We start from the raw sequence: 14,424 nt of genomic DNA, 5'->3' as shown, positions 1-14,424 counted from the left end.
GGACACCCCTAGGCGGAGAGCGCATGCAGGGTGGCGGAAGGGACCTGGAGGCCGGTGTCGTTGGCCAGGATGGCCTGGTGCAGCCGCTGGAGACGCGGCGACGGTTCGACCCCCAGCTCCTTGATGAGCGCGTGGCGCAGTGCCTGGAAGGTGTCGAGCGCGCGCCACGGGTGCCCGGCCCGGTACAGGGCGGTCATCAGCTGGGCGGACAGGGTCTCGTGCAGCGGCTGCCGGCTCACGAGCATGCGCAGCTCGCCGAGGATCTCCGCATGCCGGCCGAGACTGAGGTCGGCTTCGAGACGCATCTCCAGCGCCCAGTCGCGTTCCTCCTGCATGCCGATGACCTCCGTGCTGAGGACCTCGCCGACCGGGACGTCGGTCAAGGCCGGTCCGCGCCACAGGTCCAGGGCCCGTCCGAGCTGCTCGGACGCCCTCCCGGGGTCGTTCTCGGCCATCGTCCGGCCACCGAGGCGCACCAGCTGCTGGAACGCCGACAGGTCGAGGGAGAACTCCTCGGGAGCGAGCCGGTAGCCCCCGTAACAGGTCGCCAGTACGTCCTTGGCGCTCCGGCCGGATTGCTGCTGCACGCCGGCCTGCGTGAGTTTCCGGCGTAATTGGAGGATGTAGGTCTGGAGCGTGGTGGCCGCACTGCGGGGAATGGCATTGCCCCACAATTCGGCCATCAGCGTTTCCACTTGTACGACACGTCCCGCGCGGATGGCGAGCAGCGCGAGGATCTGGCGGGGTTTTCCGGCGGTGGGCGCGATGGACGTGCCGTGCATACGGGCTTCGAGCGGTCCGAGAACTCCGAATTCCATGGATTCAGCATCGCAGCCGCCTTGAGCGGGCGGCCAGTGACGAAGGCACGAGCGGACATGAAATTCTCATACGCCTCCGCCCGCCTGCTGGCGGGCAGCGGGCGGGCGGAGGGGCGGATGCGGGGGCATGGAACCCGGGGGGCCCGGAACGGAACCGGCTTCGGGGGCTCAGCCGTTGACGAAGGTCAGCCCGGTCGGGTCGTAGCGGGTGCCCGCGATCTCCCCGGGCGGCGCCGCGGCCTCGATCGCGGCGAGGTCCCCGGGCGAGAGCTCGACGGCCAGGGCCGCGAGGTTCTCCTCCAGGTAGCGCTGCCGGCGGGTGCCCGGGATCGGCACCACGTCCTGGCCCCGGTGCTGCACCCAGGCCAGGGCCAGCTGCCCGGCGGTGACCCCCTTCGCCGCCGCGAGCTCGTCCAGCTTCGCCACGACCGCCAGGTTCCGCTCGCGGTTGCCGTCGGCGAAGCGCGGGTGCCCGCGCCGTACGTCGGTCTCCGCCAGCTTCTCCACCGAGCCGTACCGGCCGGTCAGGAACCCGCGCCCGAGCGGGGCGTACGGGACCACGCCGACGCCGAGCTCGCGGCAGACCGGGACGATCTCCGCCTCCAGGTCCCGGGACCACAGCGACCACTCGCTCTGCAGCGCGGCGATCGGGTGCACCGCGTGCGCCCGCCGGATGGTCTGCGCACCGGCCTCGGACAGGCCGAGGTGGCGCACCTTCCCGGCCCGCACCAGCTCGGCCATGGCGCCGACGGTCTCCTCGATCGGGACCCGCGGGTCCACCCGGTGCTGGTAGTAGAGGTCGATGTGGTCGACCCCGAGCCGGCGCAGCGAGGCCTCGCAGGCCTGGCGTACGTAGGCGGCGTCGCCCCGTACGAGGGTGGGCTCGCCGAGCCGGTTCGCGAAGCCGAACTTCGTGGCCAGCACGACCCCGTCGCGGCGCCCGGCGACGGCGCGCCCGATGAGCTCCTCGTTGTGCCCGCTGCCGTAGAAGTCGGCGGTGTCGAGCAGGGTCACCCCGAGGTCGAGGGCGCGGTGCAGGGTCGCGACCGACTCGGCGTCGTCGGTGGCGCCGTAGCCGTGGCTCATGCCCATGCAGCCGAGGCCCTGCGCGGAAACGGCCAGTCCACCCAGGGATCTGGTCGGAACACCGGTCATGCTGCTGCCTCCAAGGCGAAGGGACGGGCCGCGAAGAGGACGGCGGCCGGGTCGAAGGTCAAGGCGATGTGGGTGGCGATGGAGTTCACGTCCCGCCAGGCGCGCTGCAACGGGCTCTCCAGGCTCTGCCCCGAGGTCCCGGCGGTGGCGAACATCCGGTTCACGGCGGTGACGAGGAGTTCGGTGGACAGCGCGTAGTCGCGGACGTTGCGGGCGATCTCCGCCTCGGTGATCCGCGCGCCCCGGTCGGCGACGTCCGCGGCCCGCTCCAGCAGCAGCGCGGCGGCGTCGATCTCGCCGGAGCCGCGGGCCAGGGCCGCCTCGTACGTACCGAGGGAGGGCCCGGGACCCCCCGCCTTCCCGGCGCCCCGGGCGAGCCGCCGTGCGGTGTCGCCGGTCCACAACCGGAGCGCGCCGCGGGCGGCGCCGAGGGCGGCGGGCGCGCACGACAGCCCGTTCACGGCCTGGATCGGCACGGCCGGCCCGTCGAACAGCCGCTGCCGGTCCACGCTCCGCGACTCGGGCACGAACACGTCGTCGACGACGACCGTGTTGCTCCCGGTACCCCGCATCCCGGACGCGCTCCAGGTGTCCTTGACGGCGTAGGCCCCGCGGGGCAGGGCGAACAGCCGCGCACCGGCCTGCCCGGGAAGCACGGCACAGACGACGACCCAGTCGGAGAAGTCGACGCCGCTGACGCAGGCCCAACTCCCGGACACCCGCCACCCGCCGGGCGCCGCCGCGGCCTTCCCCGCGGGCGAGAGCGACCCGACGACGAACGCGTCGGCCCCCTCCGCCCACACCTCCGCCTGCCCCTGAGCGGGCAGAAAGGCGGCCACCCGGGCCAGACTGGACGCCACGGAAGCGCACCAGGCGGCAGCGGCACACCCCTCGGCGACGACGGCCACGGCGTCGGCGAACTCGCGGAAAGTCCCCCCTGCCCCGCCGAACCCGACGGGCACGAAATGCCGGGCGAAACCGCTCTCCAGCACCCCGGCCACCACATCGGGAGTCAGCCTCCGCCGCTCCTCGGCATCGGCGGCGCGCCGCCGCGCCACCTCACGCAACCCCCCGGCCCGCTCCACGAGCCCGGTCCCCGTAACCATCCTGCCTCCCCGAAAGCCACCGACAAGCGGCCCGGACCATCCCACACCCCCCTCAACCCCCACTCGCACGCCCCTGGAGCCCGACGGCTGCCGACGGCTGTGACGGCGCCCGGAGCACGTGCACGCCCCGGCCGTACCCACGCCACGACGGCTCCCCACCGCCCACGGCGGTGTCCACCACCCGGCCGGTGCCGGGTCGTTCAGTGACGGCGGGACGGCTGCGCCGCGGCGGTGAAGTGGGCGGCGATCCGCAGCAGTTCCCGGACGTCGTCCTCCGGGGTCCGCAGGTCCGGGTGCCGGACGGAGTCGGCGTATGCGGCGGGGACGGCCGGCCGCCGTCCGCCGTGGCGTGCGGCGAGGGCGGCGTGCAGTTGGTCGGCGGTGATCGCGGCGGCCAGTTCGCCGTCGCGCAGGCCATGGCCGCGGTGCCGGGTGCCGGAAGCCTCGCGGACGGCGGGTTCCAGATGGACGGCCAGCGCCCACTGGCCGTCCCGGATCTCCACGCAGCGCCGGTACAGCTGCCAGTTGACGTCCCAGACCGGCAGGTTGACGCGGGTGGGGCGGCGGCCCGGCTGGAGGACGATCGCCGGCATGGAGCGGTGCATCACCTCCCACAGCGGCCCCAGCGTCCGGTACTGCTGCTGTGCGCGCAGCCAGCCCCGTACGCCCGGAACCAGATGCACGCCCAGCGCGGGGACCAGGAATCCGGTGAGGACCATCAGGGTGCCGCCGTCGGCGCAGGCCCAGGCGAGATGTTCCACGGCCGCCGGGATCCGGGCGTCGCCGCGCACGGCGGCCAGCAGCGCGGTCAGCCGGATCGCGCAGTAGCCGAGCGTGAGCAGGGCGCCGGCCCCGACGATCCGCAGGCCGCGCGCCACCCACACCTCGCCGGTGCGGCGGGCGGCCCGCAGGCAGCCGACGACGAGGAGTGCCTGGCCGGCACCGTACGCCGAGATGTACAGCCCCAGATATGCCTGGTAGACGCCGACGCCGAGGTGGCGGGCCGTGAACGTCTGGGGGGTGGTCGGCCCGGTCGTCGGGAGGAGTGCGAAGAGCAGTACCAGGCCCGCGATCACGGCCGCGCCCGCGAGCAGGGAGGTCCGGGCCGCCCGGCGGGCCGCGTCCGGCGGCAGGATCCAGCAGGCGAGCACGACCGGCTGGAGGGAGATCTGGGCGATCACGCAGGCGAACGAGGCGAGGAGGGCGATGGAATGACTGTTCGTCACCTCGCCGAGATGGATCCAGGTGGGTTCCAGGGACACCAGGAAGGACAGCGCGCAGAAGCCGTACACCCCGGCGAGCGCGGTCAGTGCGGTGTCACGGCGGTGCCTGCGGGCCGGCCGCAGCAGGAGGGAGAACCCTGCCACGGCCAGTGTCAGGCAGAGGGGATGGAGTAGCTGCTGCATGGTGCGGGCCGGTCACCGCCACCCGCGGAGCAGCGTCCGGGCGGCCCGGTCCTGGCGGGTGGTCCGCCCGCGCGCCGGCCGGTGCAGGAGGTGCTGGAGGTGGGTGCCGATCAACTCGGCCTCCCGCTCCTCCTCGTGCGCGTAGTCGGTGCGGCCGAGCATCACCCGGACCTTCGCCGGGTCCAGGTGCGGGACGAGCCGGTCCAGCTGGTCGGCCGTCGACTGCTGTTGCCGCGCGGCGCCGGCGCCCGTACCCGTACCCGTACCAGAGCCCGTACCCGAGCCCCCGCCCGTACCCGCGCCCGGGTCCGTGGCGAGGCCGCGGGTGAGGCCGTGGCCCCGGATGATGTGCCCGATCTCGTGGGCGATGATGTGGTCCTGGTGCACCCGGCTGGTGTTCTCGTGCACGAAGATGTAGTCGATGCCGGCCGCCGTACGGATCCACATGCCGCAGATGCCCTGGAAGCTGCCGGCGGGTGCGGGCGCCAGACGGGTGGGATGGCCGGAAATCCTCTGGATGGCCGGGATCAGTTCCCGGACATCGGCGGCCGGTGGGAGGTCGAGCCCCTTGACGAAGCGGCGACTGAGGCGCCGTGCTCTTCGGTCCGACTCCGGTGCGGCGGCTCGGAATCCGGGCTTGACGTGCGGCTTAGGGAACATCGGCAGTGGTCACCTGTCCGTTGTCCGTGATGGATGGATCAGCCCCGTTGCTTGCCATACGTTCCATCGCAGCATGGCGACTCGGTCGAGGTATAGGTGATTTCAGGACACCATTGGCCCGTTGTCGGCGTCGCCGAGGCCTTCCAGCTCGCGGACCCGCTCGATCATCTCGGTGATCGACTTCAGGCTCTTCTCGGACAGCCCGGCCGTCCGCAGCGCCACATGCTGCACCTTCGCGTCGCGCAGCGCGGCGAGCAGGCGCAGTTCCGCGTCGACGGCGTCGGTGACCCGGTCGTCGAAGAAGTAGGCGGGCGGCACCCCGAAGAACTGGGCCAGCCCTTCGAGGTGGCGCAGAGTCGGGTTGTCGCGCTGCCCCTTGCGCAGCAGCCAGATGTAGCTGCCCGAGATCGGGATCCGCTCCGCCGTGATGGCCCGCGCCACTTCCTCGACGCTGTACGGGCCGCGGCCGGCGGGGGCCGTGTGGGCGAAGAGGTGCTCCAACTTCTCGGCCAGTGACTTCGGGGCCGGCGAGGGCCCCATCGGGTCCGCCTGGCCCGACTCGTGCGCCTGGCCCGACCTGTCCGCCTGATCCGCCTGATCCGCCTGATCCGCCTGATCCGCCATGACGTACCTCCATCTCCGGCGCGCACCCTATCACCACACTGGTGTGTAGGATTCACAATCTCGCAATCAATGTCAGTTGACGGCTTGATCGGCTCGTGCCTAGAGTCGCGCCATCGACTGGTGTTTCGATGATGCAGGCAATGACCGAACAGCAGTCGATACCGAAGTGGGTTGTTCCCACCCACCCCCACCGAAAGGAATGTCATGGCCAAGATCGCGGCCTTCATGAACCAGCAGGACATGGGCCCCATCGCGGAGAGCGAGCTTTCCGTCGGCGGCACGCCCGTCATGGCCACCCCGGCCGTCGTCGCCGTTCCGGCCTCCGTGAAGATCACGGCCGGAATCGTCGCTTTCACCATTCCGGTCGGTGCGTACGTAACCGGCCGCGTCGTCAACTGATTGCGGATTCCGGCCGTCGCGCCGGATGACATCAGAAAACAGGGAGGGGTACAGATGAACAGCATCACCGAAAGCGTCCGCGTCATCGCGGGCGCGACGCTGTCGCAGGACACGGGCGAGCGGACCACCAGAATGATGCCGGTGGCCTTCACCCCGGCCGTCCTCGTCACCACGCCGTACGCCGCCGGCGGGCTGGCGGCCGGTGCCGCGGCGGTCGGCGCCTACGAGGCAGGCCGGGCCGCCGCCAAGGGCTGACCCCCGCCGGACCCGGCGGAGCATCCGCCATCGCTCCACACGTGGGAGCAAGGGCTGTCCGGCCGCGCTGGAATCGCGGCCGGACAGCCCGCCCATGCTAACCGAACGCCAATCGACGTCATTTGCCGAGCCGAGAGGTAGGCGCGTTTTGCGGTACATAAGGAAACTGGCCTCGGCGGTTTTCTCGCCCGTTCCGGTTTCCCGGGACCGGGCCCTGGGGATTTCGGAGCGGCTGTCCGCCCTCACCACGCTCTCCTCCTCCCTGGAATACCTGAACCAGCGGAAACACCTGGAGCCCGGCGGGCTCAACGACTGGGACATCATGAAGAAGTCCCCGGAATCCACCAACCCGGTCATCCGGAAAATCAGCAATGCCGTCGCGCACCGCGAGGTCACCCTCGCCCTGCATGCCGCCCGCGCGGCCGTCGGTGTCGGCATGCTGCTGCCGGGCAACAGCCGTTGGCGCGGCGCCGGCAGCCTCTTCCTCGGCGGCACCACCTGCCTGCTGGCCGCCCGCCACCGCTACGGCACCGATGGCTCCGACCAGGTCGCCACCCTCGTCCAGGGCGCCACCGGCCTCGCCCGGCTCTCCCGCAGCACCCAGACCCAGGACGCCCTCCTCTGGTACGTGGCCCTGCAGGCCAACCTCTCGTACGCGGCCTCCGGCTGGGTCAAGCTCCTCGGCGAACGCTGGCGCGACGCCTCCGCGCTCCCCGGCGTCATGCGGACACGGACCTACGGCTCCGAGAAGATCTACCGGCTGACCCAGCGCCACCCGAAGACCTCCAAGTACGTCCAGCACGGCGTGCTCGCCCTGGAATGCCTCTTCCCCCTGGTCCACCTCGCGGGCGGCCGGCTCACCCGGCCCGTGCTGGCCTCCGCCGCGAGCTTCCACGTCGCCAACGGGTTCATCATGGGCCTCGGCCGCTTCATGACGGCCTTCCCCTCCATGCACCCGATGGTCGCCTACACCACCACCCCCGCCTCCCACCCCGCCGTCGCCGGCCGCGACGACCGGGCCGTGAAGGCCGCCGGACTCCTGCTGGCCGCCGGGGTCGCGGCGAGCGCGGCGCTGGCCGCGCAGCGCCGCTCCACCGTCCTGGAGGGATGGCCCACCTCCCGCAGGTTCGTCACCCGGCACGGCAACGAACTGCTCTACGAGACCGGCGGCGACACCGGCGACACGTTCGGCACCAGTGCCACCTTCGGCACCCCCGGCACCCCCGGCACCCCCGGCACCCCAGACACCTTCGGCACCGGCCACGGCGAAGAGCCGGTCCTCGTCTTCGCCGCCGGACTGGCCTCCACCTCCGAGCACTTCGCCTGGATCACGGAGCGCTTCGTCAACGAGACCGACCACCCGGTGGTCTCCTACGCACGGGCCGGCTACGGCGGCAGCCTCCGCCGCACCACCGCCCCGTACGAACTGGTCGAATCCGTGGACGACCTGGAGGACCTGGTCCGCGGGGTCCTGCCGGCCGGCCGCAAGGTGGTCCTGGTCGGCCACTCCCTCGGCGGCGAGATCATCCGGCGGGCCGCCGACCGGCTGTCGGACAGGCTGGCCGGCCTGGTCTACCTGGACCCGGCCCACCCCGCCGAACTCCAGCGCTCGGAACGGCAGAGCGAGGGCTCCAAGGCCCTCAGCGAGACCATCGCGCAGGCATCCCGCTACCTCCGCCTGGGTAGCGGAATCCTGATGAGCCGCCCCGAATGGCTTGACCGGCTGCCCAAGGAATACCGGCAGCGGGTGTTCGCCCAGTACACCGACGCCCGGCTGTGGACCGCCGGCAAACGGGAATGGGAAGCCGTCGAGAAGGACTTCCGCGCCTTCGACGGCACCATCGCGCCGCTGCCCGTCCCCGGCTTGATCATCGCGGCGCAGCAGACCGTCGACCAGGACCCCGAGCAACTGCTCCTCTACAACGAGCTCTCCCACGCCCACCCCGGCCACGGCGAGACCGGCGGCATCGAGGTGGTCGAGGGATCCGACCACGACTCCCTGCTCACCAACGCCGCCCACGCCCACCGCGCCGCCGACCTGATCGCCGCCTTCCTGGCCGAGGTTGCGGCCGCCCGGGTTCCGGCCGCCCGTGTCCCGGCCGATGCCGGCCAGGGCGAGCCGCAGGACCAGCCGCAGGACGCGGCGCGTACGGAAGGAACCGTCCGATGAACCCCGGCACCCTGCTGAAGTCGGCCTTCACCGGCGAGGGCGCCTGGGCCCGGGTGCTGGGCGCCGGGATGCTGGTGGCCACCGTCGCCGCGCAGCACCCGCACCCGGCCTTCGACCGGCCCCGCACCAGGGACGTGTACTCGCTCGTCCCCAACTGGAAGTTCTTCGCCCCGAACCCGGCGGTCCACGACTTCCACTACGTGTACCGGACCCTCGACCAGGCCGGTGTGACCGGCGACTGGCAGGAGATCGAGATGATCGAACCGCGCCGGCTGCACCAGGCGTTCTGGTTCGCCTCACGCCGCCCCGAGAAGGCCGTCTTCGACATCTGCACCGCCGTGCTCCAGCTCGCCGCCAAGGGCGGCGCCGGCGCCGCCCAGACCAACTCGGCGTACCAGGTGCTGCTCGGCTTCATCCGGCACACCATCCGCGAACGGCACCCCGAAGGCACCGTCCAGGGCTTCCAGTTCTCGGTGGTCCGCGCCTCCGGCCACGACACCAGCGAGGATCCGGAACCCCTGTTCCTCTCCCCGTACACCCCCCTGGACCGGCCGGCGAAGACCGGGCACCCGACCGCGGCCTGACCCCCGTCCCCCCTGGTCCCCCGTCCGACCCCACCGTCCGACCCACCGACAGAGAGGTGCCCACCCATGGCCGGCGCAGTCGAGGACATCGGCTACGGAACGCAGTTCGCGTCCTGGTACCACCGCATATTCCCCACGGACGCGAGCGTGGCAGCCGTCGCCGACACCCTCGCCGCCCTCCACCCCGACCCCGGGTCCGGCACCCTCGAACTCGGCGTGGGTACCGGCCGGATCGCGCTCCCGCTTGCCGCCCGCACCGGCCCGGTCTCCGGGGTGGACTCCTCCCCGGAGATGCTCGACCTGCTGGCCCGGACCCCCGTCCCCGGCCCCGGCCCCGGCGGCAACCGTGCCGAAGTCACGGGAATCCACGGGGACATCCGCACCTACACCGACGACCGCCGGTACGGCCTCGTCTACGCGGTGTGCGGGGTCCTGTCGATGCTGCTGACCCCCCAGGACCAGCAGGCCATGTTCCGCCGGGCGGCCGACCTGCTCACCCCCGGCGGCCGGCTGGTCGTCGAGACGGGCAACCGCCCCGCCGTCGAAGCCCTCCACGAGGGCCGCTCCCGCATCACCCTCTTCACCCCGTACCCCGAGCCCGGTACCGGACTGCAGACCCACTCCACCCTGCCCCCCGGATCCGACCTCTGGCAGTGCTCCCACATCTGGTACGAATCCGACGGAAGCACCCGGGTCGGCACCGAACTGTCCCGGCCGATCACCCCCGACGAAGCGGACGCCCAGGCTCTGGCCGCCGGACTGGCCCCGGAGGGCCGCCACAGCGGCTGGGACCTCTCCCCGTACGACGAGCGGTTCCCGCTCTTCCTCACCACCTATCTGAAAGGCGCCTGAGATGAGCACCCAGCGGGCCGTCTGGTTCGTCACCGCCCTCGCCGTGGCGGTACCCGTCATGGCCGTGATCTTCCGCGAGGACGGCCGCTTCACCAGCCAGTCCTGGACCAAGGGGCTGATCTTCGGCACCGCCGTCGCGGTCGTCGCCGCCATCGCCGCGGGCCGGGCGCGGCAGTGAACACCGCGGCGATCGCGGCCCGGCACCGTACGCTCCTGGCCACCGGCATCCTGCTGGGCGTGGCCGGCACCGCCGCCACCCTGGTCCAGCCCCTGCTCATCGGCGACCTGATCGAGGCCGTCGCCCTGGACCGCTCGCCGGTCTGGCCGATCGTCCTCATCGCGAGCCTGTTCGTGGCCGACGCGGCCCTGGCCGCCGGGCACTTCTACCTGATCGGGCGGGCCGGCGAGAACATGGTCCTCGACATGCGGACCACCCTCACCGGCCGGCTGCTGCACTCCCGGCTGGGGGCCTTCCACCGGCTCGAGCACGGGGACGTGTTCACCCGTACCGTCGCCGACACCTCGGTGGCCCGGATCGCGCTGTCCTCCTCGCTCTCCCAGATCATCACCTCGGCCCTCACCACCATCGGCTGCGTCGCCGTGATGGCCTGGATCGACTGGCAGATGCTCCTGGTCACCGCCGGCTGCCTCGGCGTCGCCTCCGCCGTCGCCCTCGGCCTGGCCCGTGCGGTCCGGGCCGCCGCCGTCACCAACCGGGAGGACACCAGCGACTTCGGCTCCGGTCTGCTGCGCGTCCTGGGCGCCCTGACCACGGTGAAGGCATCCCGCGCCGAAGCCCGCGAAGCCGAACACATCGGCGAACTGGCCGACGCCGCCCGCCGCAGCGGCATCCGGGTGACCCGGCTGACGGCCCTGCTCATGCCCTCGATGAACGTGGGCACCCAGGTCTCCCTGGCCGTGGTCATCGCCTGGGGCATGGCCCGCACCGCCACCGGGGAACTCCCCATCGAAGACCTCACGGCCTTCATCATGTACCTGTTCTACCTGGTCAGCCCGCTGGTCATGCTCTTCATGTCGCTCGGCGAACTCCAGCAGGGCCGCGCCGCGGTGGACCGGGTCCGGGAACTGGCTGCCATAGAGCAGGAGCAGGAGCAGGAGCAGGAGCAGAAGCAGGGGCAGAAGCAGGACCAGGGCTCGGCGCGTGACCAGGGCTCGGCGCGGGAACAGGGATCGAAGCCGGGGTCGGGGTCGGGGTCGGTGCCGGGACGGCGCCGGGAAGCGGCCGGAGCCATCGAATTCAGGGAGGTGTCGTTCCGGCACCACAGGGCGGCCGCCCCCGCCCTCGACGGCATCTCCTTCAGCCTCCCCCCGACCGGCGTCACCGCGGTCGTCGGCCCCTCCGGAGCCGGCAAGACCACCCTCTTCCAGCTGATCGAACGGTTCCACGCCCCCGACCGGGGCAGCATCCACCTCGGCGGCACCGACACCGCGGCCCTTCCCCTGGCCGAACTCCGCGCCAGGATCGGCCTGGTGGAGCAGGAGTCCCCGCTGATGCGCGGCACCGTACGGGAGAACCTCACCTACGCCCGCCCCGATGCCACCGAGGCCGAGATGGCCGATGCGATCCGCGCGGCCCACCTCGACCAGGTCGTCGAAGCCCTCCCGCAGGGCCTGGACACCCCCCTAGGCGAAGGCGGCACCGGACTGTCCGGCGGCCAGCGCCAGCGGCTGGCGATCGCCCGCGCCCTGCTCACCCGCCCCGACCTGCTCCTCCTCGACGAGGCCACCGCCCACTTGGACGCCGACGCCGAAGCCGCCCTCCGGCAGACCATCGCCGAGGTCGGCACCCGCTGCCACGTCCTCACCATCGCGCACCGGCTCTCCGCCACCATCGACGCGGACCGCATCCTGGTGGTCGAGGACGGCCGCCTCCGCGCGCGCGGCTCCCACACCGACCTGATGGACCGGGATCCCACCTACCGCCGCCTCGCCACCCGCCAACTGGCCCCCGCGGCCGAAGGGGCGGCCCGATGAGCCGCCACCCCGACGCGGCCGTCGTCGGCACCGGCCCCAACGGCCTGGCGGCCGCCGTCACCCTGGCCCGCGCCGGCCTGCGCGTGGTCCTGTACGAACAGGCCGACACCATCGGCGGCGGCCTGCGGACCCGGTCCCTGTTCGACAGCGACATCCGCCACGACACCTGCTCGGCCGTCCACCCGATGGCCGCCGCCTCCCCCTTCTTCACCGCCTTCGACCTCCCCTCCAGAGGCGTCCGGCTGCTCCAGCCCGAGATCCCGTACGCCCACCCGCTGACCGGCGGCCGCTCCGTCGCGGCCTGGCGGAGCCTCACCCGGACCGCCGAACAACTCGGCCCGGACGGCCCCCGCTGGGCCGGGCTGATGGGCCCCCTGGTGGAACGCTCCGCCGCGGTCGTCGAACTCCTCCTCTCCGATCTCCGCCATCCGCCCCGCGACCCCGTGGCGGCGGTCCGCCTGGCCACCCGCGTCCTCACCCACGCCCTCCCGCGCAGCCCCTTCACCACCCCGGAGGCCCGCGCCCTCCTCGCCGGCGTGGCCGCGCACGCCGTCGGACCGCTGCCCTCACTCGCCTCCGCCGCCGTCGCCATGCTGCTCGGCCACACCGCGCACAGCACCGGCTGGCCCCTCCCCGAAGGCGGCAGCGACCGCATCGCCCAAGCCCTCGCGCAGGACATCACCGCGCACGGCGGCGAGTTCGTCACCGGCCACCGCGTCCGGGACCTCGCCGAACTCACCGGCATCCCGCTGGTCCTCCTGGACGTGGGCCCCACCGAGTTCCTCAGCCTGGCCGGCGACCGGCTCCCCGCCCGCTACCGGCGCGCCCTCACCCGCTACCGGTACGGACCGGGCGCCGCGAAGGCCGACTTCCTGGTGTCCGGCCCCATCCCCTGGGCGGACCCCCTGACCGGCCGGGCCGGCACCGTACACCTGGGCGGCAGCGCCGAGGCCGTCATCCGCCAGGAACGGGAGGTGGCCGCCGGCCGGCCCGGCGCCGCCCCCTTCACCCTCGTCGTGGACCCCGCGGTCACCGACCCGGGACGTGCCCGCGGCGACCGCCGCCCGGTCTGGGCGTACGCCCACGTACCCAACGGCGACACCCGCGACCCGGTCGACCTGATCCGCCGCCGCATCGAGGAGTACGCCCCGGGCTTCACCGACACCGTCCTGGCGTCCCGCGGCCGGGCCGCCGCGGACTGGCAGGCGTACAACCCGAACTACGTGGGCGGCGACATCGCCGCCGGAGCCCTCACCCTCAAACAGTCCCTGGCCCGCCCCACCCTCCAGGCCGACCCCTACCGCACCCCGCTCCCCGGGGTCTACCTCTGCTCGGCGGCCACCCCGCCCGGCCCCTCGGTGCACGGCATGTGCGGCCACCTCGCCGCCCGGTCAGCCCTCCGCCGCCACCACGGCCTGCGCACGACCCCGCCCCTCTCCCCCCCGAGGCCCACCCCATGACCCTTCGGCCGACTGCCCGGACGCCGCTGCGGACGACCCTGTGGACGACCCTCTGGAAGCGCCACGGCCTCCTCTTCGCCGCCGGCACGCTCTGCGTCCTCGCCAACACCGACGGCCCGAGCCCCCTGTGGTTCACCGGCCTGTTCCTCCTCGCCGTCGGCGGCACCATGCGCTGGACCCTGACCCGCCGCCAGCGCCCGACCGGCGACCACCCCCCGGTCCCGCTGCGGATCCCCGTCGAAGGCCCCTGGACCGCACACAACAGCCCCGCCGACAAGGTCCCCAGCCACACCCACAGCCACGCCCAGACGTACGCCATCGACCTGATCCACCACCCCGCCGAGGGCCCCGAGGCACCCCCGTTCACCAACCTCTGGCCGCCGGCCCGCCGCCCCGAGCACTACCCGACCTTCGGCCAACCGGTCCTGGCCCCCGCCGACGGGGTGGTCGTCGCCACCGCGCACCGCATGCGCGACCACTGGACCCGCTCCTCACTCCCGTCCTACGCGTACCTCTACCTCGAAGGCTTCGTCCGCAGCCTCGGCTGGCCCTGCCACCTCTGGGGCAACTACATCCTCCTGGACACCGGGGACAACGTCGTCGCCGGCTTCGCCCACCTCCGCCGCGGCTCCCTGCGCGTACGCCCCGGAGACCACGTCCGAGCCGGCCAGCACCTGGCGGACTGCGGCAACTCCGGAAACTCCTCCGAACCCCACCTCCACTTCCAGCTCATGACCACCGCCGACCCCACCACCGCCCAAGGTGTCCCCTTCACGTGGCACTACCGCCTCGGCACCCAAGAACCCCGAACCGGCGTCCCCTCGAACACCACCCTCTTCACGGCGTGACACCGGTCCCGCCCAGGCCGGCGGCCCGGCAAGGAGAACCAACGTGGAGGGCACTGCCGCAGCATCAGGCGCGGTCGCCACTCTCCGCGGTC

Annotated in this window: 15 protein-coding genes; 9 read left to right on the top strand and 6 right to left on the bottom strand. The window is 72.8% G+C overall.

Annotation, left to right across the window (positions count from 1 at the left end; genetic code table 11):
* Positions 1-8: 8 nt before the first annotated feature.
* From ACS04_RS11290 to ACS04_RS11265, 6 genes are all read right to left on the bottom strand, one after another.
* Positions 9-818, bottom strand: a complete 810-nt coding sequence (locus tag ACS04_RS11290; RefSeq protein WP_048476422.1) for an AfsR/SARP family transcriptional regulator — start codon at positions 816-818, stop codon at positions 9-11.
* Between the two features lie 168 nt (positions 819-986).
* A complete protein-coding gene (locus tag ACS04_RS11285; protein ID WP_048476421.1) occupies positions 987-1,973 on the bottom strand; it encodes an aldo/keto reductase in 987 nt (328 codons plus the stop codon).
* Positions 1,970-3,079, bottom strand: coding sequence for an acyl-CoA dehydrogenase family protein (locus ACS04_RS11280; protein WP_048476420.1), 1,110 nt, complete (start codon positions 3,077-3,079; stop codon positions 1,970-1,972). The genes ACS04_RS11285 and ACS04_RS11280 overlap by 4 nt, the downstream gene beginning before the upstream one ends.
* Positions 3,080-3,279: 200 nt before the next feature.
* Positions 3,280-4,485 (bottom strand): MAB_1171c family putative transporter, encoded by a 1,206-nt coding sequence (locus ACS04_RS11275; RefSeq protein WP_048476419.1) that lies wholly within the window; start codon positions 4,483-4,485, stop codon positions 3,280-3,282.
* A gap of 12 nt (positions 4,486-4,497) precedes the next feature.
* On the bottom strand, positions 4,498-5,145 hold the full coding sequence (locus ACS04_RS38135; RefSeq protein WP_048476418.1) for a hypothetical protein: 648 nt from the start codon (positions 5,143-5,145) through the stop codon (positions 4,498-4,500).
* 102 nt (positions 5,146-5,247) lie between these two features.
* Positions 5,248-5,769, bottom strand: a complete 522-nt coding sequence (locus ACS04_RS11265) for a helix-turn-helix domain-containing protein (protein WP_245236359.1) — start codon at positions 5,767-5,769, stop codon at positions 5,248-5,250.
* 204 nt (positions 5,770-5,973) lie between these two features.
* On the opposite strand from ACS04_RS11265, the gene ACS04_RS11260 reads away from it, so the two are divergent.
* The 9 genes from ACS04_RS11260 to ACS04_RS11225 all read left to right on the top strand — a co-directional run bounded on the left by ACS04_RS11260 (position 5,974) and on the right by ACS04_RS11225 (position 14,332).
* Positions 5,974-6,168: a hypothetical protein gene (locus ACS04_RS11260; protein WP_048476417.1), complete on the top strand. Its 195-nt coding sequence runs from the start codon at positions 5,974-5,976 to the stop codon at positions 6,166-6,168.
* A 54-nt stretch (positions 6,169-6,222) separates the two neighbouring features.
* Positions 6,223-6,423: a hypothetical protein gene (locus tag ACS04_RS11255; RefSeq protein WP_048476416.1), complete on the top strand. Its 201-nt coding sequence runs from the start codon at positions 6,223-6,225 to the stop codon at positions 6,421-6,423.
* Between the two features lie 148 nt (positions 6,424-6,571).
* Entirely contained in the window at positions 6,572-8,593 is a 2,022-nt protein-coding gene (locus ACS04_RS11250) for an alpha/beta fold hydrolase (RefSeq protein WP_245236358.1), read from the top strand.
* On the top strand, positions 8,590-9,177 hold the full coding sequence (locus ACS04_RS11245; RefSeq protein WP_048476415.1) for a hypothetical protein: 588 nt from the start codon (positions 8,590-8,592) through the stop codon (positions 9,175-9,177). The genes ACS04_RS11250 and ACS04_RS11245 overlap by 4 nt, the downstream gene beginning before the upstream one ends.
* Before the next feature lie 66 nt (positions 9,178-9,243).
* Positions 9,244-10,029 carry a class I SAM-dependent methyltransferase gene (locus ACS04_RS11240; protein ID WP_048476414.1) on the top strand — a complete coding sequence of 262 codons (786 nt, stop codon included), beginning with the start codon at positions 9,244-9,246 and terminating at the stop codon, positions 10,027-10,029.
* Position 10,030: 1 nt separating this feature from the next.
* On the top strand, positions 10,031-10,207 hold the full coding sequence (locus ACS04_RS38130; RefSeq protein WP_158977237.1) for a hypothetical protein: 177 nt from the start codon (positions 10,031-10,033) through the stop codon (positions 10,205-10,207).
* On the top strand, positions 10,204-12,024 hold the full coding sequence (locus ACS04_RS11235) for an ABC transporter ATP-binding protein (RefSeq protein ID WP_048476413.1): 1,821 nt from the start codon (positions 10,204-10,206) through the stop codon (positions 12,022-12,024). Before ACS04_RS38130 ends, ACS04_RS11235 begins: the two co-directional genes overlap by 4 nt.
* Positions 12,021-13,484, top strand: coding sequence for a phytoene desaturase family protein (locus tag ACS04_RS11230; protein ID WP_048476412.1), 1,464 nt, complete (start codon positions 12,021-12,023; stop codon positions 13,482-13,484). The genes ACS04_RS11235 and ACS04_RS11230 overlap by 4 nt, the downstream gene beginning before the upstream one ends.
* Complete coding sequence (locus ACS04_RS11225; RefSeq protein ID WP_053080740.1) at positions 13,481-14,332, top strand: M23 family metallopeptidase; 852 nt, start codon at positions 13,481-13,483, stop codon at positions 14,330-14,332. The genes ACS04_RS11230 and ACS04_RS11225 overlap by 4 nt, the downstream gene beginning before the upstream one ends.
* The last annotated feature ends 92 nt before the right edge of the window (positions 14,333-14,424 follow it).

The sequence above is a fragment of the Streptomyces roseus genome (assembly GCF_001044425.1).
Lineage (GTDB): Bacteria > Actinomycetota > Actinomycetes > Streptomycetales > Streptomycetaceae > Streptomyces > Streptomyces roseus.
Note: the sequence above shows the minus strand (reverse complement) of the source record. Positions and strands in the feature narration are given on the sequence as shown.